Origin of the sequence: Variovorax sp. V116 (assembly GCF_041154435.1) — a bacterium.
Classification (GTDB): Bacteria; Pseudomonadota; Gammaproteobacteria; order Burkholderiales; family Burkholderiaceae_C; genus Variovorax; species Variovorax paradoxus.
The window spans coordinates 24,468-42,523 of the sequence record NZ_AP028662.1; the positions used below are offsets into that span (position 1 = coordinate 24,468).

Annotated in this window: 22 protein-coding genes and 1 pseudogene; 10 read left to right on the top strand and 13 right to left on the bottom strand. The window is 64.1% G+C overall.

What is annotated here, in order from left to right:
* Positions 1 to 371 precede the first annotated feature (371 nt).
* Genes ACAM58_RS26010 through ACAM58_RS26020 form a run of 3 tightly spaced genes read left to right on the top strand, consistent with a single transcriptional unit; the run spans position 372 to position 1,439 of the window.
* Positions 372 to 662, top strand: coding sequence for an antitoxin of toxin-antitoxin stability system (locus tag ACAM58_RS26010; RefSeq protein WP_369664815.1), 291 nt, complete (start codon positions 372 to 374; stop codon positions 660 to 662).
* Positions 659 to 943 carry a type II toxin-antitoxin system RelE/ParE family toxin gene (locus tag ACAM58_RS26015; protein WP_369664816.1) on the top strand — a complete coding sequence of 95 codons (285 nt, stop codon included), beginning with the start codon at positions 659 to 661 and terminating at the stop codon, positions 941 to 943. Before ACAM58_RS26010 ends, ACAM58_RS26015 begins: the two co-directional genes overlap by 4 nt.
* A gap of 52 nt (positions 944 to 995) precedes the next feature.
* On the top strand, positions 996 to 1,439 hold the full coding sequence (locus ACAM58_RS26020; RefSeq protein ID WP_244883602.1) for a HipA domain-containing protein: 444 nt from the start codon (positions 996 to 998) through the stop codon (positions 1,437 to 1,439).
* A 655-nt stretch (positions 1,440 to 2,094) separates the two neighbouring features.
* On the opposite strand, the gene ACAM58_RS26025 is transcribed toward ACAM58_RS26020, so the two are convergent.
* Positions 2,095 to 2,955: a hypothetical protein gene (locus tag ACAM58_RS26025; protein ID WP_062365099.1), complete on the bottom strand. Its 861-nt coding sequence runs from the start codon at positions 2,953 to 2,955 to the stop codon at positions 2,095 to 2,097.
* 210 nt (positions 2,956 to 3,165) lie between these two features.
* Positions 3,166 to 3,531 (bottom strand): helix-turn-helix domain-containing protein, encoded by a 366-nt coding sequence (locus ACAM58_RS26030; RefSeq protein ID WP_081247583.1) that lies wholly within the window; start codon positions 3,529 to 3,531, stop codon positions 3,166 to 3,168.
* 213 nt (positions 3,532 to 3,744) lie between these two features.
* Between ACAM58_RS26030 and ACAM58_RS26035 the strand changes: the two genes are divergently transcribed.
* Together ACAM58_RS26035 and ACAM58_RS26040 are read left to right on the top strand one after the other, a co-directional pair.
* Complete coding sequence (locus tag ACAM58_RS26035; RefSeq protein ID WP_369665095.1) at positions 3,745 to 4,266, top strand: helix-turn-helix domain-containing protein; 522 nt, start codon at positions 3,745 to 3,747, stop codon at positions 4,264 to 4,266.
* 48 nt (positions 4,267 to 4,314) lie between these two features.
* Positions 4,315 to 4,401: pseudogene (locus ACAM58_RS26040) on the top strand (hypothetical protein); the annotation flags it as partial.
* Positions 4,402 to 4,759: 358 nt separating this feature from the next.
* Here ACAM58_RS26040 and ACAM58_RS26045 read toward each other — a convergent pair.
* Together ACAM58_RS26045 and ACAM58_RS26050 are read right to left on the bottom strand one after the other, a co-directional pair.
* Positions 4,760 to 5,035, bottom strand: coding sequence for a hypothetical protein (locus tag ACAM58_RS26045; protein WP_369664817.1), 276 nt, complete (start codon positions 5,033 to 5,035; stop codon positions 4,760 to 4,762).
* 14 nt (positions 5,036 to 5,049) lie between these two features.
* Positions 5,050 to 5,175, bottom strand: a complete 126-nt coding sequence (locus tag ACAM58_RS26050) for a YHYH domain-containing protein (protein WP_369664818.1) — start codon at positions 5,173 to 5,175, stop codon at positions 5,050 to 5,052.
* Between the two features lie 217 nt (positions 5,176 to 5,392).
* Between ACAM58_RS26050 and ACAM58_RS26055 the strand changes: the two genes are divergently transcribed.
* Positions 5,393 to 5,719, top strand: coding sequence for an NIPSNAP family protein (locus ACAM58_RS26055; protein ID WP_369664819.1), 327 nt, complete (start codon positions 5,393 to 5,395; stop codon positions 5,717 to 5,719).
* 268 nt (positions 5,720 to 5,987) lie between these two features.
* Here ACAM58_RS26055 and ACAM58_RS26060 read toward each other — a convergent pair whose 3' ends face one another.
* Together ACAM58_RS26060 and ACAM58_RS26065 are read right to left on the bottom strand one after the other, a co-directional pair.
* On the bottom strand, positions 5,988 to 6,146 hold the full coding sequence (locus tag ACAM58_RS26060) for a hypothetical protein (RefSeq protein WP_369664820.1): 159 nt from the start codon (positions 6,144 to 6,146) through the stop codon (positions 5,988 to 5,990).
* A 54-nt stretch (positions 6,147 to 6,200) separates the two neighbouring features.
* Positions 6,201 to 6,473: a helix-turn-helix domain-containing protein gene (locus tag ACAM58_RS26065; protein WP_369664821.1), complete on the bottom strand. Its 273-nt coding sequence runs from the start codon at positions 6,471 to 6,473 to the stop codon at positions 6,201 to 6,203.
* A 306-nt stretch (positions 6,474 to 6,779) separates the two neighbouring features.
* Between ACAM58_RS26065 and ACAM58_RS26070 the strand changes: the two genes are divergently transcribed.
* From ACAM58_RS26070 to ACAM58_RS26080, 3 genes are all read left to right on the top strand, one after another.
* Positions 6,780 to 7,301 (top strand): helix-turn-helix domain-containing protein, encoded by a 522-nt coding sequence (locus tag ACAM58_RS26070; RefSeq protein WP_369665096.1) that lies wholly within the window; start codon positions 6,780 to 6,782, stop codon positions 7,299 to 7,301.
* A 517-nt stretch (positions 7,302 to 7,818) separates the two neighbouring features.
* Entirely contained in the window at positions 7,819 to 8,400 is a 582-nt protein-coding gene (locus tag ACAM58_RS26075) for a hypothetical protein (RefSeq protein ID WP_369664822.1), read from the top strand.
* Between the two features lie 55 nt (positions 8,401 to 8,455).
* Positions 8,456 to 9,499, top strand: coding sequence for a relaxase/mobilization nuclease domain-containing protein (locus ACAM58_RS26080; protein ID WP_369664823.1), 1,044 nt, complete (start codon positions 8,456 to 8,458; stop codon positions 9,497 to 9,499).
* Between the two features lie 64 nt (positions 9,500 to 9,563).
* Here the strand turns inward: ACAM58_RS26080 and ACAM58_RS26085 are convergent, their stop codons facing one another.
* Positions 9,564 to 10,250, bottom strand: coding sequence for a TraX family protein (locus ACAM58_RS26085; RefSeq protein ID WP_369664824.1), 687 nt, complete (start codon positions 10,248 to 10,250; stop codon positions 9,564 to 9,566).
* A gap of 104 nt (positions 10,251 to 10,354) precedes the next feature.
* Here ACAM58_RS26085 and ACAM58_RS26090 point away from each other — a divergent pair, with 104 nt between their 5' ends.
* Positions 10,355 to 10,708 (top strand): hypothetical protein, encoded by a 354-nt coding sequence (locus ACAM58_RS26090; RefSeq protein ID WP_369664825.1) that lies wholly within the window; start codon positions 10,355 to 10,357, stop codon positions 10,706 to 10,708.
* On the opposite strand, the gene ACAM58_RS26095 is transcribed toward ACAM58_RS26090, so the two are convergent.
* The 6 genes from ACAM58_RS26095 to ACAM58_RS26120 all read right to left on the bottom strand — a co-directional run bounded on the left by ACAM58_RS26095 (position 10,705) and on the right by ACAM58_RS26120 (position 17,911).
* Entirely contained in the window at positions 10,705 to 11,913 is a 1,209-nt protein-coding gene (locus tag ACAM58_RS26095; RefSeq protein ID WP_369664826.1) for an LPD7 domain-containing protein, read from the bottom strand. The genes ACAM58_RS26090 and ACAM58_RS26095 overlap by 4 nt on opposite strands.
* Before the next feature lie 67 nt (positions 11,914 to 11,980).
* Complete coding sequence (locus ACAM58_RS26100; RefSeq protein ID WP_369664827.1) at positions 11,981 to 13,933, bottom strand: type IV secretory system conjugative DNA transfer family protein; 1,953 nt, start codon at positions 13,931 to 13,933, stop codon at positions 11,981 to 11,983.
* The gene (gene virB11 / locus ACAM58_RS26105; protein ID WP_369664828.1) at positions 13,899 to 15,047 is read right to left on the bottom strand and encodes a P-type DNA transfer ATPase VirB11; all 1,149 of its coding nucleotides are present in this window, start codon (positions 15,045 to 15,047) and stop codon (positions 13,899 to 13,901) included. The genes ACAM58_RS26100 and virB11 overlap by 35 nt, the downstream gene beginning before the upstream one ends.
* The gene (gene virB10, locus ACAM58_RS26110) at positions 15,016 to 16,353 is read right to left on the bottom strand and encodes a type IV secretion system protein VirB10 (protein ID WP_369664829.1); all 1,338 of its coding nucleotides are present in this window, start codon (positions 16,351 to 16,353) and stop codon (positions 15,016 to 15,018) included. The genes virB11 and virB10 overlap by 32 nt, the downstream gene beginning before the upstream one ends.
* Positions 16,350 to 17,192 carry a TrbG/VirB9 family P-type conjugative transfer protein gene (locus tag ACAM58_RS26115; protein WP_369664830.1) on the bottom strand — a complete coding sequence of 281 codons (843 nt, stop codon included), beginning with the start codon at positions 17,190 to 17,192 and terminating at the stop codon, positions 16,350 to 16,352. Before ACAM58_RS26115 ends, virB10 begins: the two co-directional genes overlap by 4 nt.
* Positions 17,189 to 17,911 (bottom strand): virB8 family protein, encoded by a 723-nt coding sequence (locus tag ACAM58_RS26120; RefSeq protein WP_369664831.1) that lies wholly within the window; start codon positions 17,909 to 17,911, stop codon positions 17,189 to 17,191. Before ACAM58_RS26120 ends, ACAM58_RS26115 begins: the two co-directional genes overlap by 4 nt.
* Positions 17,912 to 18,056 lie beyond the last annotated feature (145 nt).

An 18,056-nucleotide genomic window follows, 5' to 3' on the forward strand; every position in this document is an offset into this window, starting at 1 on the left:
GCCACCTACAAGCAGGCATCGACCATGGGTGCGCAAGTTCGCAGGGGAGTGCGGGAGACGCTCTGTGCGTACTTTGATCGAATCGCATGTCATGCCCGTGGAGGAACGCTGGTCGATGACCGTGCCCGATCTGATCTAGTTCGAGAAGGTCCCACTGTCTCAGCCCCTCGCCACTGATCCGTCTGGCAGCGCTCAAGAATCCCGTTTTCAAAGCGCAGGCGATGTAGAACGAAAGCCTGTTTTGATGCGCTGATGCAGATTCAAGTGCGCTGAATTGGAGCGCACGGCCAGCCACGATCGGTGGCGGCAGTGTGGCAAAAAGTATTGACGTTGTATATACTTCGTTGGTATCAATGTTTCTGGAGCCGGTCATGTCCAAAGAAGCCATGTTCACCATGAAGCTGGAACCGGAGTTGCGCGACGCCTTCATGGCAGAGGCCGAGGCCAGCCACCGACCGGCGTCACAGGTGGTGCGCGAACTGATGCGTGAGTTCATCGAGCGTCAACGGCAGGCCCGTGAGCACGACGCCTTCCTGCGTGCCAAGGTCGACACGGCGCGTGCTCAGATCGCATCCGGCCAATATGCCAGTGATGCCGACGTCGAGGCTCGCTTTGCTGCCCGTCGCGCTGCACTGCGGGCCAAGGCTGGCGGCGACGCATGAGGGTCTTGTGGACCCTGTCCGCCGAACAAGACCGCGCCGACATCGTTGACTTCATCGCCCAAGACAACCCGCTCGCCGCCATCCGCATGGATGAGGCTTTCTCGGCAGCCGTCAGCCGGTTGGCCGAGCACCCCCTGCTAGGACGGGCAGGACAGATCCCGGGCACCCGTGAGTTGATCCCGCACGAGAGCTATCGGCTGGTCTATGAGGTGCGGGCCGATACCATCTGGATCTTGACCTTGGTGCATACCGCTCGCCAGTGGCCGCCGACCCGGTCGTGATCGACGGCCAGCAAAAGCGCTCGGTTTCTGACGGCGGAAGCGGCGGCAAAACATGGGTGGTGCGCGGCCGAAGGCCACGATCGAGGATGCGCAAAGTCTCTGCGGCCTGAACGTCACGCAAGCCCGGCTGGAGGCGGTCGGCGAGAGCGACGTGCTGATGCTGCAGCGGTTCGACCGCGACTACACCGACAAGGGTTACCTGCGTTTCGGTTTCGTCCGTGGCCTGACCGTGCTCGACTGCGGCGATAGCCACCTGGACCGGGAACGTTGGTCCTACCCGTTGATGGCCGATAACCTGCGTCGCCGGTCCGACAAACCGGAAGCCGACTGCGCCGAGCTATTCAGGCGGATGGTCTTCAATGCCGCCATGACCCACAACGATGATCATCCGCGCAATCATGCGCTGCTGCGCGGGCGGAAGGGATGGCGGCTGTCTCCGGCCTACGACCTCGTGCCCGCACCCGTGGTCAGTCTGGAGAGGCGCGACCTGACGTGACGTTGACTATCGGCCACTACGGTCGCACGGCCAGCATCTACAACCTCCTGTCGCAGGCGGGGCGTTTCGGCTTGTCGGCGGAAGAAGCGCGCGGGGAGATCGACTCGTCGATGTTGTCCGGCATTGGCGCGACGGTTTCTTCGCCTGCGGCGTCTTGGTCAAGGACATCGACTACATCGCCGCGGCCATCCTGCCTGACTGCTTCTTCTTCGAAAAGCAACCGGGCGCGTAAGTCATTGAGCCGCGTTCACCTTCGGCAAGCCACGCACAGCTTCTGCGCCGATGTTGGCATCCGGCGCTCCTCGACGAGGACCGTGCCCGACCTGATTGACTTCCAGAAGGTGCAACTGCCTCAGCTCCCCGCTTGTTCGAGCGCGGAATCTGAGCCCATCCCCGGAGGCATGTTGCAATAATTATGCATTTGGCAATCAATGACGAATATCGCTCTTGTGCCGACGAAAAAAGCGCCTCTGCCTTGAAGCCTGCGGTGATCGCTTCGTGTCGGTCGTGCGACGGGTGTCCGAGCAAGCGACGGATCAATGTGCAGGCCGCGTCTCGGCCGGCATGCCGCCTCCGGCGACCTGTGGTGGCCGGTGCCTTGCGAGGCACCGGCATCCAACGGCAATGACGGCATGGGCAGCGCACCCACGCCCCGTCAAATCCCCCTCGTCCGAATCTTCATGCCCGAGCGACGCAGCGCAAACACGCCATCGAAGGTCCGGCACCACACGAGCTCCTGCGAGCTTGCGATGAGGCGCGCAGGCATCGAATGCTCGGCGCCCCCTAGCAGCTCCGTCGAGAAGACGAACTCTCGCTCGGGCGGAGCCTTCGCGGACGCGTCCTTCCTGCCGGCTTCCTCCCTGGCGATGAAGGCCGCGAGTTCGTCGAAGCCCTGCGCGGTCTCCGCAGCGAGTTTGCGCTGAAGGTCTTCCGAGGGCCGGGCCAGTTCGTCGAGGCTGTAGGTCGAGGCCAACTGGTACATGTACAGGCCCGACCACTGCGCGGCCCCGCTGCCCAGTTCGAGCTGGACTGCCGCAGCCGCCACCAGCCTGCCGCTGGGCGACTTGCTGATGGAGAGATAGGGGGTCGCGTCCGTGCGGGCTGGGCCGCTGGTGTCGGTGAGTTCGAGCCCCTGCCGGATCGCCGCATCGAGGAACAACTGCCGCGGCTCGAGCCTGAGCTTGCCTTTCATGCGCGCCGCGTCGAGGCCGGTCTGGCTGTCGACCATGCCCATGTTGGCGAGCGCACCCAGGGCACCGAACACCAGGCCGGCGGTCAGGCTGCCGCCCTGTGTCTGCGCGTAGACGATGGTCTTCGCCTCGTCGAGGTGGCGAGTGGCGTGCCGCGGCTCTTCCACGATCGCGGCATGCGCGAGCACGAACGTCGACGGTGCGTCCGCCGCGACGGGGCGATTCCTGTAGCTCGGCGGTGCCACGCAAGCTGCCAGGCCCGCTAGCGCCAGCAACGCGCACACCCTCAGGACGCGACGATGCGCGCGGGCCTCGAAACCGATCATGGTTTTTTTCTCCTCGCTCCGTGGTCTGACAGGCCGCTCTTCGGCGGCGGGCGGATCATAGCCGTCGGGCCGCGCGCAACCATGGCCGGCCGGTTCGCGAGCGCGTCAGCGCGCATGGAAGCCTTCGGCTTCGGTGACCCATGGCGATGAGGGGCTGAACGACGAGACGTGTCGCCTGAACGATCGTCAACTTGCCCACTGAGAAAACCGTCAGCGCAGCTGCGAACGCCTGCTGCCGATGGCAAGTTTTGACTCGTGGGAGGCCTGATTGGCGCGACGCTTTCTGCTTTGCTCACCCATGGATGGCTCAACGACATGCGTATTGCCTTGCAATAAGTCCGGAACCGTCGTTTTTAGCGCGAATGCCAGGGTGCCAAGAGTCCACAACGATGGATTGGCCAACCCTCGCTCGATGAGCGATATGTAGGTCCGATCAAGTTCGCAGTCGAAGGCGAGTTCGGTCTGAGATCTATCCGCTTTGATCCGAAGTTCTTTGAGACGCTTACCGAGTGCAATCGAAATAGGCTCTCTGTGCGTTGGAGCCTGTGGGTTCGATCTCTTGGTGGCAGTGGGCATACCCACTGACGATCTTTCTTTGCAGTCCTAGAATCGACGGCATATACACTGCATAGAAAACCTGTCATGGCTCTCTATCAAGCGTCACCGTTGCCGACCGGGCGACCCGTGCGGGTTCCCACTTCCGCATTGCCCGCAAAAACACGCCGACCGGCACCTACCGCGCGCAGCCTGTCTGCGGTTCGCATCGGTGCGCAGGTGAGGGCGCTTCGCATGGCGGCCGAGGTGTCTGGCGGCGCGCTGGCCAAGACCTCGGGGATTTCTGCCTCGATGCTTTCGCGCATCGAGCGTGGTCTGGTGTCACCGTCGGTGGAGACTTTGGAGCGTCTCGCGAATGGTTTGGGGGTGCCGACGTCGCGGTTCTTCGGGGACCAGGCGCGGCGCACGGACTTTTGCCATGTGCGCGCAGGACATGGTGTCTTGGTCGATCGCATCGGCGCGGTGGCGGACTATCGCTATGAGCTGTTGGGCCACCTGCTGTCCGGTAACTTGTTCGTTGAGCCTTATCTAGTCACGCTGCTGCCCGGCGCCGATCCCTACGTGACCTTCCAGCATCCAGGTCTCAAGTTCCTGTACTTCCTGTCCGGGGAGGTCCGCTACCGTTACGGCGGCAGGACTGCGGAGGTGAGGGCAGGGGATTCGCTGCTGTTCGATGCGACCGCACTGCATGGGATCGAGGCCATTCAGACCCAGCCGGTCTCTTACCTGTCGGTGGTGTTCACGCTGCGAGAGTAGGCTGTTCTTGGTGGCACTGCCGTGCAGCGGGGCGGCGCGTCCCCCAGCCTGGGCGCGCGCCGCGATGCGCAGGCGATGCAATACGTGGTCCCGGGGTGGACTTTCGACAACAAAAACCCCTGCATGATCCGTTGAGCGCATACACAGGTCGACGAACTGCACTCAAGGTGCAAGCGCCGCGGAACTCGGAGGAATCGTCGCCGCAAAAAGCCGGAGAGGGATGTCTGGGGATGTTTCACACCTGCCCTCCGGGGCCCGCCAATATCGGCACGGCAGAGGCTGTGAGGACAGCGTCGGATATGGATTGCTACGTCTCCCGTTGATCGACATTGACGTCGGAAACTGAACAGGCCTGAAGCGCCTCCGGCACGATTCGGCTTCCTGCCTGCTGCGGGAGACGTGAGCAGCACTCCCGCGGGGGGCGGTGCTGATCCATCGCCAAAAGCCGTTTGCACCACGCCAACGGCGCGACAGGAGGATGTGCGCCGGCCCGTCAGTCTTGAGGCTTCGTGCCGGGCTTGCCCGTGTAGGGGTTGACGTTACCTCTGGTGGACCAGTTGTCCGCCTTCGTTCCGTTCGGGTTCGTGGCGTGGCTTGGCGCCACATACGTTCCATTGCTCTTTGTGTAGCCACTGGTCGAATGGCTGCCACTGGATCCGTAGCTTGACGAATATGAACTGTGACCGCCGGAGCTGTGGCCGCCGCCTCCCCGCGCGAAAGCGGTTGAGCTGACAGCAAGAATGGCTGCGAGGAAGATGATCGATTTCATTTGGTGCCTTCGCGTCAGTGGCAGTGGTAGCCGCCAGTTCTACGGTCGTGATGGCAACCGTTCTTGTCGGTACCTCCCGAGTGCGCGAATGCCCCGCAGCTCAGGCAGAGTGCCGCGATCAATACCGCAATCTTCGTCATAGCTTCTCCTCGTTGTTGATGGAGGCCGAAGTCTGATGCCGTACACAATCTGCAATACAAGGGTTTGCGAGCCCTCTCACATGATCATGGGAGCCGAGGTTTCCGTATGGCAGATCATCTCCTTTGACGGTGGATGGACCTCTGGCAGCACAATGCGAGCCTGCGGTCACGCCCGCCGCCGCGTCAACTCGCAACAATCTTTTCAGGACTGATGTCGATGATCTACGAACTACGCGTCTATACCGCAATGCCTGGCCGGCTTCCCGACGTTCTTGCCAGATTCCGCGACCACACCGTGGGCATCTGGAGCCGGCTGGGCATTCGTCAACTCGGATATTGGACGACCGCAGTCGGACCTGACAGCAATGCACTGACCTACATGCTCGTCTGGGACGACCTGGCCGATCGTGATCTCAAGTGGGGCAAGTTTGTCGCCGACCCCGAATGGGTCGAGGTCCGAAAGGCGAGCGAGGCGGCCGGACCGATTGTTGCGAAGATGGACAACTCGTTCTTGGCGCCCACCTCTTTCTCGCCTGCGAAATAGACCATCCGCGGCGGAAGACGCCCTTGGCTGTACACGGTATCGACGCCCAATGCCTGTTCAGTTTGGCCCATAGCGCTAACAACCGACTTCTGCCGGGAAGCGTGCCTTGAAACTCCTCGGCGCTACACCGCAGGTGGTTCGGACGGCTCAATGGCCTTGAAGATCTCGGTCTTGCTCATCATCCCCCGCAGCTAGCACTGAGCAAGCACTTCGACCACACCGACAGCCTGCAGGTGCGCAAAGTCGATGCGCGATCACTCGTCTCGGGTCACTGCACAGAAAGAACGTATCCGTCGGCAACCTGGCCAGTGGCTGCGCTGCGCCCTTGCGTGTAGCCGGACAGAACCACCTCCTGCACCAGCGGAAGGGCCGTGAAGGTCTCGCCGATCAGGAGAAATGCCACACCATGCGCATGCGCGGCGTACATCCGTTGCACCTTGGTGGCTGAGGAGCGAGTGCCCTGGATGATCGGCGAGATGCGCTATTCGGCCGAGGACTTGGTGCGTAGCTCTTTCTTGTAGCGCTTCATCAAGGAGCTCATGAGTTCCGACGGGTCTACCTCGAGTCCATTGCACAAGAGAATGAGACTGGTCAATGAAGGGCTGGTAGTGGCCGTCTCCAATTTAGCGATGAATGTGCGATTGAGGCCCGATGCAAATCCGAGCTCCTCCTGATTGAACCCACGCGCTGCCCGCCGAGCCTTCAACTCGGCCCCAAAGGCTTTAAGTAGTGCGGGATCCTGCGTCGATCGCATGCAACGAATCTCGCTGCATGGACTTCTTTATGCACCCGCTTGTATGGTACATAATGAGTTGCGCATCTGCGTTTCTAACTTTGCAATGGATCGCTCCTCCTGCGGGTCGCCTCAGTGGCGGAGATTCAAAAGCTCTTACCGTTGCCAACGAATCCAATGACGCATCGACAGATCGCCTCGCCTCTGCCGACGGCCCGACCTCTGCGGTTGCCGGTCTCGGTCACGCGTGTCCGCCCGAGGCAATCTGCACCTGTCGTGCGCAGCCTGTCCGCGGCGCGCATCGGCGCGCAGGTGAGGGCGCTGCGCATGGCAGCCGAGGTATCAGGTGGGGCGCTGGCGAAGACCTCGGGGATTTCTGCGTCGATGCTTTCGCGCATCGAGCGCGGTTTGGTTTCGCCTTCGGTGGAGACGTTGGAGCGTCTCGCGAATGGTCTTTGCGTGCCGACGTCACGGTTCTTCGGGGACCAGGCGCGGCGCACGGACTTCTGCCATGTGCGCGCGGGGCAAGGCGTTGTCGTCGATCGGATCGGCGCGGTGGCGGACTACCGCTATGAGCTGTTGGGCCACCTGCTGTCCGGTAACTTGTTCGTTGAGCCTTATCTAGTCACGCTGCTGCCCGGCGCCGATCCCTACGTGACCTTCCAGCATCCGGGCCTGAAGTTCCTGTACTTCCTGTCCGGGGAGGTCAGCTACCGCTATGGCGGCAGAACCGTGGAGGTGAGGGCAGGGGACTCGCTGCTGTTCGATGCAACCGCACTGCATGGGATCGAGGCCATTCAGACCCAGCCGGTCTCCTACCTGTCGGTGGTGTTCACGCTGCGGGAGTAGGCTGCTCTTGGCGGCCCTGCCGCGCAGCGGGGCGACGCGGATGCCCATCGATGGTTCCCCCGCGAATTCGCTGCGCGCCGAATTCACCCCTCTGCCCGGCTCTATTTCTTGGTGTTCGGCATGCCGAACACTGAGGAACCTCAAACGACGATCGACAGCGGAGATCTTTCGTTTGATTGGGCCGAGGAATTTATACAGCGGCCGTGTGGGCTTGCTCTGCGAGCGGAATGAATTCTCGGCTTCGGTAGCCTGGACGCGGCGGTCGCAGGACGGTGTCGAAACTTCGAGGGGAAAAGTGCTTGTGCGGCTACGTGGACGGGATCGTTCCGTCTACCTCCGTAATGTTCGGCATGCCGAACATTGATGGTGGTCTTCGAGCTGTCGATCGACAGCAACGCTCCGGAGCCGCGAAACGGCGAGGTGAGCTCGACGCTGGAATTCCGAGGGCAAAGTCCTTGTGCGGCTATGAGGGCAGGATAGACTGCCGTCAGACATTGTTAACAGCGACGGCGTTGCAATGACCAAGTCCTCTCGATCGAGCCGCGTGATCGCCACCCGGGTGCCGCCCGAGACGAGGGCGTGCTTCGCCGCGCTGGCCGCCCGTCATCATCTCAGTGCGTCGAGCCTGCTCGCGAAGATGGTCGACGAGGTCCTCAAGACCCACGGCGACATCTCGCCGGGCTCGGGCGCACAGCGATTCCCACACGAAACGGAAAGCGACATTGGCGCGGCAGACCGCATCACGCTGCGGCTTCGCAAGGGCGATCGCGCGCTCGCGGCCGGACGAGCCCGTGCCCGTGGAATGAAAACAGCCAGCTACCTCGCCCTGCTGATCCACAACCATGTGCGTGACGCGGCCGTGCTGCCGCCGAACGAACTGGACCAGATCAAAGTGACCGGCGCCCGACTGGCTGCGCTGCAACGACAGCTTCGAATGTTCGGCATGCCGAACACACTGCCCGGGCCGGTGGCGTCGGACCTCGGCGAAGCGATCGCGTCGGTCCGGCGGGAAGTCGAGGCGGCACGCGAAGCCACGGCCGCCATCGTGCGGCGCAACCTGATCAGCTGGGAGACCGGCGGCGGGAGGGCCCGTGCCTAAACGTACGGCGGGCATCGGACGAAGCAGCCGCGGCCCGGCCGATACGCCGCGCGACATGACCCTGGACATCGTGAGCTACGGTCGGCGAGGACCGAGCGGCCAGCTCCGCCTCGGCGCCGACCAGATCGCGCAGATCCAGCGCACCGTGGGGCGCACGCCCGAGGTGATGGTGAAGGTCTCCGGCGGCGGGCGGGACATCGGCGGCGTCGAGGCCCATCTGCGCTACATCGGCCGGCACGGCAAGCTGCCGATCGACACCGACGAGGGACTGGTCCAGCAGGGCCGGGGTGCCGCCAAGGAGATCACGGCCGACTGGCAGCTGGAGCTCTGCAGAAGCCAGTACAAGCCAAGACCCGCGCCGGGGCAAAAAGACACGCGTGCGAAGCTGGTGCACAACATCGTTCTGTCCATGCCCGCCGGCACGCCACCGGACAAAGTACTGGGCGCCGCGCGCGTCTTTGCACGCGAGAACTTCGCGCTGCAATATCGCTACGCCATGGTGCTGCACACCGATCAGCCGCACCCGCATGTGCATCTGGTGGTCAAGTGCGAGCACGAGTTCGAGCCTGGCCAGCGCCTCTACATCCGCAAGAACACGCTGCGCCAGTGGCGCGAGCAGTTCGCCGCACTGATGCGAGAGCAGGGCGTGGCGGCCAATGCCACACCGCGACAGGTGCGAGGGCAGATCCGCAAGCCATACAGGGATGCGATCCATCACCGGCTCCGCGCGCTTCGGACGTTCGGGCAACTGTCGCCCAGCGACCGGACCGGGCATCGGCCGCCGAAGACCTCGAGCTTCATGCGCGCCAAGCTGGAGAACCTGATCCAGGCTCTGAGGTCGGGGCGAGGCGCCGTGGATAACGGACAAGAGCAGATGCGAAACACCCGGCGGGCAGTGGTCGCAGATTGGCGCGCCACAGCAGATGCGCTTCGAAGACAGCGCAAGGCAGATCTTGCCGCCCAAGTGGATCATTTCGTCGAAAGAATGCCGGACATACAAACCGACTCGCAGCGGCTGGCCGACCACTGGAAAGAGCAGATCAGACGCCGAACTCCAGACCGAGACAACGCTCAGCCGCCCGCAACGCGCACCCGGTGAACGCGACGCGCACTCGGACGTAGGCCGCGGAGCATTGGATCCGCATTGGAGCATCCGCGCCAGTTCAATCTTCGGTGACGATCACCACCAGGGCGATCAGCGAGAGGTGGATTGGATAGAAGGCGTAGAAGACCCACCGACTGCGCGACAACGGAATCTCGACGTGCCGAGCTCCCCAGATCAAGAGCAGGGCGACCGCTGCGGCGAAGTTGCCGTTGATGGCAGTGAGTGAAGTCATCGCCAAGGCCCACAACAGCATCCGCAGACCATTGGGCCTGCGCAGGAACGCCCAGGAGCCCAGGCAGCAGAGCAGTGCCGGCCACCAGAACTCCACCACGGCGCCACCAACGAGGAAGGCGATCAAGGCCGTGCAGCGCGCGGCCCAGCCGCCCCGCTCCAGCAGCCGGACGATCAGCGTTGCCAGAAAAAAGGTGGCAAGGATGTTCAATGGCCACCAGCCGACCAGATGCACGAAAGCTGGTGTCGCCAGCAGGGCAAAGATCGCCAGTCGCTTCATGACGCGTAGGTGCAAGCCGCTTTCGAGCGCTCTGGGGCGCGTCAGATTGACCATGAGCACGAAGCCGAAGAGCGGCATCGCCATGCGACCTAGTGCGTAGAGAGCCGGGCTCGACTCATGCAGCAGGTACTTGTTGACATGATCGCCCGCCATGAGCAGCAGACCAACCCATTTGAGCGCTTCGAGCGAGCCGTTCGAGATCGACCAGCTGCTCACCTGCGGCTGAGTTTTCATTCGATTGCGTATCTGGAGCTTTCGGGACATTGCGGCGGGACCGGTTGAATCCCTTGCGCATCAGGACGCTGGCCACACCGTGCGACGCGGGGAGCACCGGCGCATTGAGTACAACCAACAAGCTCTCGGCGTTGTCGTGGAGCGGAGGACGCGCGGTTGGGGCGGCCGGCCTGCACGTCCATGTCTTCCGCCGCAGTGAACTTGTGCTGTTTCAAGGGTATGACGCGCGTTCGAGCGACCGGCGCCGTTCCTTGACCGGAAATCTGGTGGTGGAGCAGGACCGAACAGCCTCGCCGCGTCTCGGTGCCGAAAGCATCGGCCCTGCGAGCCGGCGTATCGAGCAGGCGCCTCGGATGGTGTTCTCCGCCAGCGCAGGAACGGAGAGAGGCGCGGACAACGCGCACGCAAGGCTGGACGAAAAGCTGCAAGCTTCAACCCCTGTTTCCAACGATTTCTAGACGCGCTCGCGGCTCAACTCCTCCTGGCTTCTGGCCGTGCGTTGGCGCGCATGCATGCGAGCGACGCGCGGGAGTCGATCCGGAAGGTGGATAGCGTGGCCCTGCGCTAGCGCCTCGGCGATCCGATCGCGAATCAGCTGTACGAGGTGCTGCTGGGAGGACGGATCGCTGGTCACACGCTGTGCGTACTGCTCAGCCAACTTGAGATTCGCTGCCGCCGTGGTCAGTTCGGGGTGCGGACCCTGGGCCGCATCGGACAGCAATTCCCCGGTGCGTATGCGCATGGCGTGGTGTTCCATCGCGCGAAGGTGATCGGATGTCTCGATGCTCCAGTGCGCACGCTGCGCGACAATTTTCTTTTCGCCGACCAGCTCGCCTTCCGCATTGCGGGTCGCCACCCGGACGTTGACCGGACGGGTGCCGCGCTGCGTGAGCACCACTTGGTCGCCGATGCGCGGTTGAGAGGTCGACTCTGCGAGGGCCCTCTCGAGGTCCGTACCCCAGATGGTGCGAGCCCCGGTCTCCACGCGAACGGTCACGTAGAAGGACATGCGCTGCGTTGGATCGAATTGATAGGGTGCGGCAGCGGCCGCCACGAGCATCCCCCTGACTGGCGATCTTGGTCCTCCCCCCTCGAATCGGCGGTCTTGCGGTTCGTCCTTGTGCGGACGAAGACTGGCACTGGGATCGGCTTCGGCGGGTATGGCGCTGTGGTGCACGGTTGTTGCTTCGCGGTCCAGCGACGCAGGTATCGGACGCCGTCCATTCTCGTGCGACGGCGGGCCTCGTTTCTTCAACGCACGCTGGACCTGGAGGACTTCAGTCGAAGTCGGTTCGTAGCCTCGGGCCTCGATGCCTCGCAGCGCGGCTTCGTGCCACATGCCCTGGCGGAAGGTCTCGGTGCCCGTGAGTTCGATGACCCGCCAGCCGCGCGTTTCGGCGATCGCCACGACGCTGTGCAGCACCTCGCGGTTCTCGGTTCGCACGCGGAGACGGCCGCCGTCGTCGATGAACGCGAGGGTGCGGTCCGGGAAAAAGTAGCGATTGTCGATGCGCAGGTAGCGGCGCTCGATGGCATCGGGCACCCGGGTATGACCGCGGCCCGCAGCAGGCGCATCTCCCTGGATGGAGCCCACGCCATTCCAAGGTGCGGTGCTCTCGATCGCGTTCGGCGCTTGGCTTCCGGAAGAACTGTCTGTGGACATTGTGGCTCCTTTCATGTGTGCTGTCAGGCAGGGTGACCCTGACTGTCCAAACCGGTTCGATGTGGCATCAGTCCAGGATTCGCGCCATGAACTCATCGGCGTGGCGCTTCAGGTCCTCGTCGCTGAGCTTCTCCGTGGGAATCTCCACGTCGTCGAAGTCGAAAGAGAAGTCGTCCAACTTCAAGTCGTCGTTCAATACATTGCTGGCCACGGTACCGGCCTGCCTGGCCGTCGGCGCGGCGCCACCGTCGGGAGGCGTGGCGTTGGAGAGAGATCCGGGACCTGTGCCGGACGTATCTTTGCTGTCATCGAGCATTGCCGCCGGCACGGTTGTGGCGACGCCGGGCTTATCGACGTTCAGCTTCGGCACCGGTGGTGGCGGCAGTTCGCGTGGGGCAAATGACCTGTCGCGAAAGTAGAGGATCCGATGCGCCAGCACCGGCCGCAGGCCTTCGTAGAACAGGATCATCCGTTCCGGTCCCAGTTCCTTGACCTCCTGGGGCAGCAGCAGGCGGCGCGGCTGCTCGCTGATGGTCACGGTGGGCTCCTTGTTCGCACCGCCCCACATCGGGCGGCTGATGTTCTTCTGCCGGACCGTATAGGTCCCCAGCTCTCGCGAGATGGCCTCGGCGTCCTCGTACTCCTTGGGCGGGAACACGATGCGCGCCGCGAGCATCTTGCGGATCGACTTGGCGCCCTCGATACCGTACTTCTCGATCAGTTGCGAATTGGACTGGACGATGATCACGGCGCGCACGTTGTAGCCGGGCAGGAAGGCAGTGGAGTCGGCGATGACGGGAATGCGCCCGAGCGCCGGAAATTCGTCGAGCATCAGGAGCACCTGGTGGCGAAGCTCGGGATTGTTCTCGGGGAGTTCCCGCGTTTGCAGACCGATCGCCTGCTGGAAGAACAGGTTCAGCAGCGGCTGCAGCCGGGCGATGTTGTCGGGGTTGATCTGGACATAGATCGAGATCGGATGCTTGCGCAGTGCCCTCAGGTCGAAATCGTTGGCCGAGGTGGCCGCATCGATCATCGGGTTGAGCCACAGGTCCAGGCGGCTGGTGAAGGTCTTGCGGATGCTGGAGGCCGTGGTCGGTGCCAGGTCGATCACGTCGTAGAGGCTCTGCACCGCTTCCTGCGACAAGGGATACCCGGCGCGCTCGCAGGCATCAATGACGCGCTTCCAGTGCTTCTGAAAGCCCTCGGCATCGCTGGCCATGCCCTGGCGCAGGATCTCGCCCAAGGTGCGCGTGGCACCTTTGGTCTCGAAGAGGTAGAGGGCAATGCCCAGGAACAGAGATCGGGCCGAGGAGGTCCAGAAGGGATCGCCGGCCTGTGGATCGGGAAAGAGCATCGTGCCGATGCGCTGCAGATCGTCGATGCAGCGGTAGGGCGTCTCGGAGACATAGCCGAGCGGATTCCAGCGAGCCGAGCGCTCGCGCTCGGACAGGGGATCGAACAGGTGCACCTGCTGCCCATGGGCCGCACGGAAGCCGGCGGTGCGTATGAAGTTCTCGCCCTTGATGTCGCTGATGAGGGCCGAGCCGGGCCAGTTCAGCAGATTGGGGATGACCACGCCGACGCCCTTGCCACTGCGCGGCGGCGCCTCGAGTGCGACGCCCTGCTGGCCGGGAAGCACCAGGTAGCGGTTGCCGAGCCGCCCGAGGATGATGCCGTGCTCGTTCAGGAGGCCCGATCGCGCGATCTCGCGACGGCTCGCGAACCGGGCATTTCCATGCAGCGGCCGGCGGCGGGGCAGCATGGCAATTCCCACCAGACCGAGCATCAGCCCCTGGGAGCCGACCAGCGACGCAATGAGGACACGGCGCACGTCCCGCCGCTCGCCGTAGGCCTGCCAGTACTCGTGAAGGGTCAGCAGCGTGGCGTGCTGTGGCGGCAGATTCATCGCGATCAGGAACGCTTGGCCGGCGACGTACATGCCGACCAGCGCTGCGATCAGCAGCGCGACCGCGATTCTGAAGGGACTAGGCAAGCCTTCGTATCTTGGTGCCAGGGTCATACCAGATCTCCCGCACGCTACGCCGCAGCAGGCCGTCCCGGCGCTCTCGCGCGCACTGCACGACGATGTCCACGCTCATCTGCGCCAATTCCACGCCGTCGCGCGTGGTCATGCCGTGGCCTGCCTGACTGCGCTTCATCAGCTGCGCTAGCGCCACGAAGGCCATCTCCGCGTTGTCGGCGTGCACGCTGGTGATCGAGCCCGGATGGCCGGTGTTCACGGACACCAGATAGTCGTAAACCTCCTCGCCGGTGCGAAGCTCGGACACGAACACCCGGTCGGGGCGTTGCCGCTTGGCGCTGGCGAGCAGTTGACCGGGCGTAACCTCGGCCTGCCCCTGGGCGCCTTGCGAATAGAAGAGCCTCACATGGTTGGGCTGATTGCGCAGCGACAGCTCCTTCACGTCCTCGATCGTGATCAGGCGGTCCTCGGACGGCACCTCGAGGATCAGCGCCTTGCCGACCGTGGTCTTGCCGGAGCCGGTGGCACCGGACAGCAGGATGTTCTTGCGAAACTGGACGGCGCGTCGCAGGAAAGGCACGAATTGCCGGCGTGCAAGGAGGTCGGTCAGCTCGCGGTCTTCGGGTGACAGGGACGCCAGTTCAGTCTGGCGCGCCGGAGCCGCGGGAGCGCTGTACGTCGTCTCGAAGATGTGCAAATCCCCCAGTTCTTCGAGGGTCCAGAGCGTGTTCGAGGGGCGCCGGATTGTGATCGAAACGGTCTGGTCCAGAGTCGCGGGCGGCAGCACGATCTGGATCCTTTCGCCGCCTGGGAGCGTGGCGGACAGGAGCGGCTCGTTGGCCGAGATGCGCTGTCGCGTGAAGTTGGCCACGAGCTTGGCGATGGACATGCACCAGTCGAAGTTCGCGAACGGCAACGCCTCGCGCGTCCAGCCGGACTGCCGTTCCACGAAGGCTGCACCGGGCTCGTTGATGCAGATCTCGGTCACCGCGGGATCACCCAATAAATGGCCGAGCGGACCGAGAAAGAGAGCAAGCGACGACGGCGGCTCTGCGGAGGCTTCGTCATGCGCGTGCGCCTGCGCTGGCTGCCGGCCGCCTGCGGCGGCGCCGGGCTCGCCATCAAGGGATGGCCGGTTCGGTTCGAAGCGCATAGACGCTCCTGAAATCCACATCGCGGGCGACCAGGATCTGGATCCGCTCACCCTGGTTCTTGATAACGGTCGGCGGGATCGACACGGTGCTGCGCAGGACCTCCGTGATGATGTCGCGGCTGCCCTGGGGGGCGAGCACCACGCCGCCGCCGCTACCGACAGACGTGCCGCTTTGCTGGTGGGCGGCGATCGTCTGCATCGTGCCATCGATCACCGAGATCAGGACCGCGGCACCGAAGCGGTCCCAGAAACGGGTGTCGACGAAGCCGGGAACGCCGCTGCGCCCCAATTCGTCGGTACCCGGGGAAGCCAGCTGGACCACGACGCCGGTCGGCGTGCGCGCTTCGTTCCAGACGATGAAGACGCGGCCCTGACCCTGTCGCGGCGTTCCACGCTGTTCGCCGACGTACTTGGTGCCACGCTCCAGCAGCACGACCTTGCCGTCTGCCCCGTAGACGTCGCTCGCGCCGATGCAGGTGACCATGCCTTCATAGGTGGAATCGATGGCGGTTTCCAGCGTGCAGTCGATGAACGCGCCCTTGGGCAAAAGCATGCGCCGTGTCGGCAGGGTCTGTGCGACCACCGCCGGCGTCGGCGTGGGCCGAAGGCTGGCGGCGAGCTGGCCGCCGCCGGGTGGCGCCGAACTGGCGTGGGGCGGCTGCAGCGCACCGATCAGCTGGGCCATGCTTGGCACGTCGCCGGGAGACAGCATCGCCGGACCCACGAGCGCGTGCGGCGCGGTGGCGCTGCGCGCCTGAGCGGCTTGGGCGCGCCGAAGCACCGGGGCGCTCAGCTGTCGTTCCAGTGCAATCTGCTCGGGTGTCTTCTGCGGCGGTCCCGTATTGGCGCCGTTCGCCGACGGTGGCGGCGGGAAGGGAGCGGCGGCAGCCACTGCCGCTTCCGACGCAGCTCTGGGCGGATCGATGCGGCCAAGCGGCGGAACTTTCATCTCGCCGCCGGCGCGCGCAGCCGCCGTCTTTCTCGCAGCTTCTTCGGCCTGTCGGGTCTTGGCATACTGGGTGTTGTAGTACCAGAACAGGAATCCGCCGCCCAGCAGCATGATCGCTGTCAGCGCCAGGAACCCGCTGATGCGCGACTGGATGGAGCGCTCGCGATTGACCGATGGAATGGCGCGCTCGCCCTGGATCGTCGTGCGATCTTCGGCCACCCGGAATGCCCCGTCTCCCGGGGCCGCGGCTCGCTGCGCCGACAGGATCTCTCCGGTGCTCGGGTCGATGGCCGGCGTGTCGCCATGCTCCTGGGGATCGGTCTGGGACGCGCGGCGGGGCTCGCTCATCCAGGTCATGGCCCATCCCCTGCAGTGATGCGCTGCACACCTGTTGCGCTGGTGTTGGTGGGGGTGCGCGCGCCGCCACCAACAAAGGACCGGTTGATCACGCAACCGACCAGCCCGCCCCGCCGCAGCACGAAGCGGCGCGCCACACGGTGGATCACTACTTCGTCGGCTTCGACGTTGAAATTCAACAGCGATTCGGACCCGTCGTCGTTCTGGACGAACATGGCCGGAAAGTCGGAGCGCGCCTGGAAACGCAGGCGCGTTTGCACCCCGTCGTCATGAGCGCTCACGGGCTTGAGCGCATCGCTGCCGCAGAACCAGTAGTCGGAGTTGCGTGGCCGATCCGTCGCCCCTTGGCTCATGCGGGCATCGGCCCGGCGTCGTTCCTGATCCGCGGCTGCCGCCCGGGCCTCGTCCTCAGGGTAGCTGAAACGTATCGAATACACCATGCGCCTGGTGGCAGCGCGTAGCGGCGTGATGGGGGAGATGGTGTAGTCGAAATGATAAGCCCGCCGGTTCGTGAGTACAGTGAAGTTGGTCGCGGCGCGCGCTTCCTTGGGCTTGATGAAGAAGTGGTTGCGCTCGGCACCGATATCGAAGGCACCGTTGTCGCCGGAGCCGAGATTTACGAACTCCTCGCCTTCGGCAAACTGCAGATGGATCTGATAGCCCACGTAGCCCTGCAAGCTGATGACGTCCGCCGGGTCGTAGGCGACCACCCGTACCCGGGCATCGACCTTGCCGGGAGCCGGCACAGTCGCCGCTCGGCCGTCTGGCGCTGCGAGCGCCAGACTTGCCGCCAGTCCGATCACCAGCGGAAAGCTGCGGTGCACGCGCCGGGGCTTCATCGTGCATCCTGCTTGCCGGGTGCAACGTTAGCCGGGGCGACCTCGGGCTCGCGGCGGTATTCGACGATGCGAAAGCCCAGCGGATTGAGCGACCGCGTCTTGTTGTCCGTCGAGGGTGGGACATAGGCGAACTCGATCGTGGAGACCCAGTGGCTGGTCTGCTCCTCCCCAGTGCCGCCTGCGCGCGTCGAACGGGTGAAGCGGACCTGTGCCAGCTTGTCCTTCCCGCTCTCCAGCTTGAGGAAAGTGACCGATTGCACTTGCGCGCGAATGGAAGTGCCGTCCTTGTAGACGTTCAGAGGTGAGGCCGGGTTGTCGACCGCCCACAAGGTCGCCCACTCCTGGTTTAGACGAGGCGAGTTTTGCGAGGCGACCAGCTCGTAGTCGGCCTCCGCGGTGCCGTAAAAATAACGCTCGCGCGCAATTACGTAGTTCTGCAGCAGGTTGCGTGTCACGAGCTGCTCGATGTCGGTCGTGCCTTCGTAGGTGGGAACGATGTCGACGATGCCGCTGCTGCCGTCGACCCGGATGAGAACAGGAACCGGTTTCTTCAGCGGCGTGAGCCCACTGACGGCGGCGACGGCGAGAACCGCGATGAGTGCCGCCGATGTGGCCACGGCCCAGGCGATCCTGGTCGATCGCTCCGCCCGACGCGCACGGTCGAGTTCCCAGTTCTGGGCTTCGCGCAGGTAGTTCTCAAGGGTGGCGTCCCGATGCATCGACCGCTCCTGATGGGGAAACCCCGCCCCAGATGTTGATCGGTGTGAGTGGCCCTTCGCAGTCCCGCGGCCCGGGTGGGCGAGTGCCGCAGGCCGCCAGGAAAAGGGTAAGCAGAGAAAGGATGATCGAAAGCTTCATCTGCAC

Coding starts and splice junctions, on each gene's coding strand:
- ACAM58_RS26010 (WP_369664815.1), top strand. CDS start 372: ATGTCCAAAGAAGCCATGTTCACCATGAAGCTGGAACCGGAGTTGCGC.
- ACAM58_RS26015 (WP_369664816.1), top strand. CDS start 659: ATGAGGGTCTTGTGGACCCTGTCCGCCGAACAAGACCGCGCCGACATC.
- ACAM58_RS26020 (WP_244883602.1), top strand. CDS start 996: ATGGGTGGTGCGCGGCCGAAGGCCACGATCGAGGATGCGCAAAGTCTC.
- ACAM58_RS26025 (WP_062365099.1), bottom strand. CDS start 2,955: ATGATCGGTTTCGAGGCCCGCGCGCATCGTCGCGTCCTGAGGGTGTGC.
- ACAM58_RS26030 (WP_081247583.1), bottom strand. CDS start 3,531: ATGCCCACTGCCACCAAGAGATCGAACCCACAGGCTCCAACGCACAGA.
- ACAM58_RS26035 (WP_369665095.1), top strand. CDS start 3,745: ATGGCGGCCGAGGTGTCTGGCGGCGCGCTGGCCAAGACCTCGGGGATT.
- ACAM58_RS26045 (WP_369664817.1), bottom strand. CDS start 5,035: ATGAAATCGATCATCTTCCTCGCAGCCATTCTTGCTGTCAGCTCAACC.
- ACAM58_RS26050 (WP_369664818.1), bottom strand. CDS start 5,175: ATGACGAAGATTGCGGTATTGATCGCGGCACTCTGCCTGAGCTGCGGG.
- ACAM58_RS26055 (WP_369664819.1), top strand. CDS start 5,393: ATGATCTACGAACTACGCGTCTATACCGCAATGCCTGGCCGGCTTCCC.
- ACAM58_RS26060 (WP_369664820.1), bottom strand. CDS start 6,146: ATGTACGCCGCGCATGCGCATGGTGTGGCATTTCTCCTGATCGGCGAG.
- ACAM58_RS26065 (WP_369664821.1), bottom strand. CDS start 6,473: ATGCGATCGACGCAGGATCCCGCACTACTTAAAGCCTTTGGGGCCGAG.
- ACAM58_RS26070 (WP_369665096.1), top strand. CDS start 6,780: ATGGCAGCCGAGGTATCAGGTGGGGCGCTGGCGAAGACCTCGGGGATT.
- ACAM58_RS26075 (WP_369664822.1), top strand. CDS start 7,819: ATGACCAAGTCCTCTCGATCGAGCCGCGTGATCGCCACCCGGGTGCCG.
- ACAM58_RS26080 (WP_369664823.1), top strand. CDS start 8,456: ATGACCCTGGACATCGTGAGCTACGGTCGGCGAGGACCGAGCGGCCAG.
- ACAM58_RS26085 (WP_369664824.1), bottom strand. CDS start 10,250: ATGAAAACTCAGCCGCAGGTGAGCAGCTGGTCGATCTCGAACGGCTCG.
- ACAM58_RS26095 (WP_369664826.1), bottom strand. CDS start 11,913: ATGTCCACAGACAGTTCTTCCGGAAGCCAAGCGCCGAACGCGATCGAG.
- ACAM58_RS26100 (WP_369664827.1), bottom strand. CDS start 13,933: ATGACCCTGGCACCAAGATACGAAGGCTTGCCTAGTCCCTTCAGAATC.
- virB11 (WP_369664828.1), bottom strand. CDS start 15,047: ATGCGCTTCGAACCGAACCGGCCATCCCTTGATGGCGAGCCCGGCGCC.
- virB10 (WP_369664829.1), bottom strand. CDS start 16,353: ATGACCTGGATGAGCGAGCCCCGCCGCGCGTCCCAGACCGATCCCCAG.
- ACAM58_RS26115 (WP_369664830.1), bottom strand. CDS start 17,192: ATGAAGCCCCGGCGCGTGCACCGCAGCTTTCCGCTGGTGATCGGACTG.
- ACAM58_RS26120 (WP_369664831.1), bottom strand. CDS start 17,911: ATGCATCGGGACGCCACCCTTGAGAACTACCTGCGCGAAGCCCAGAAC.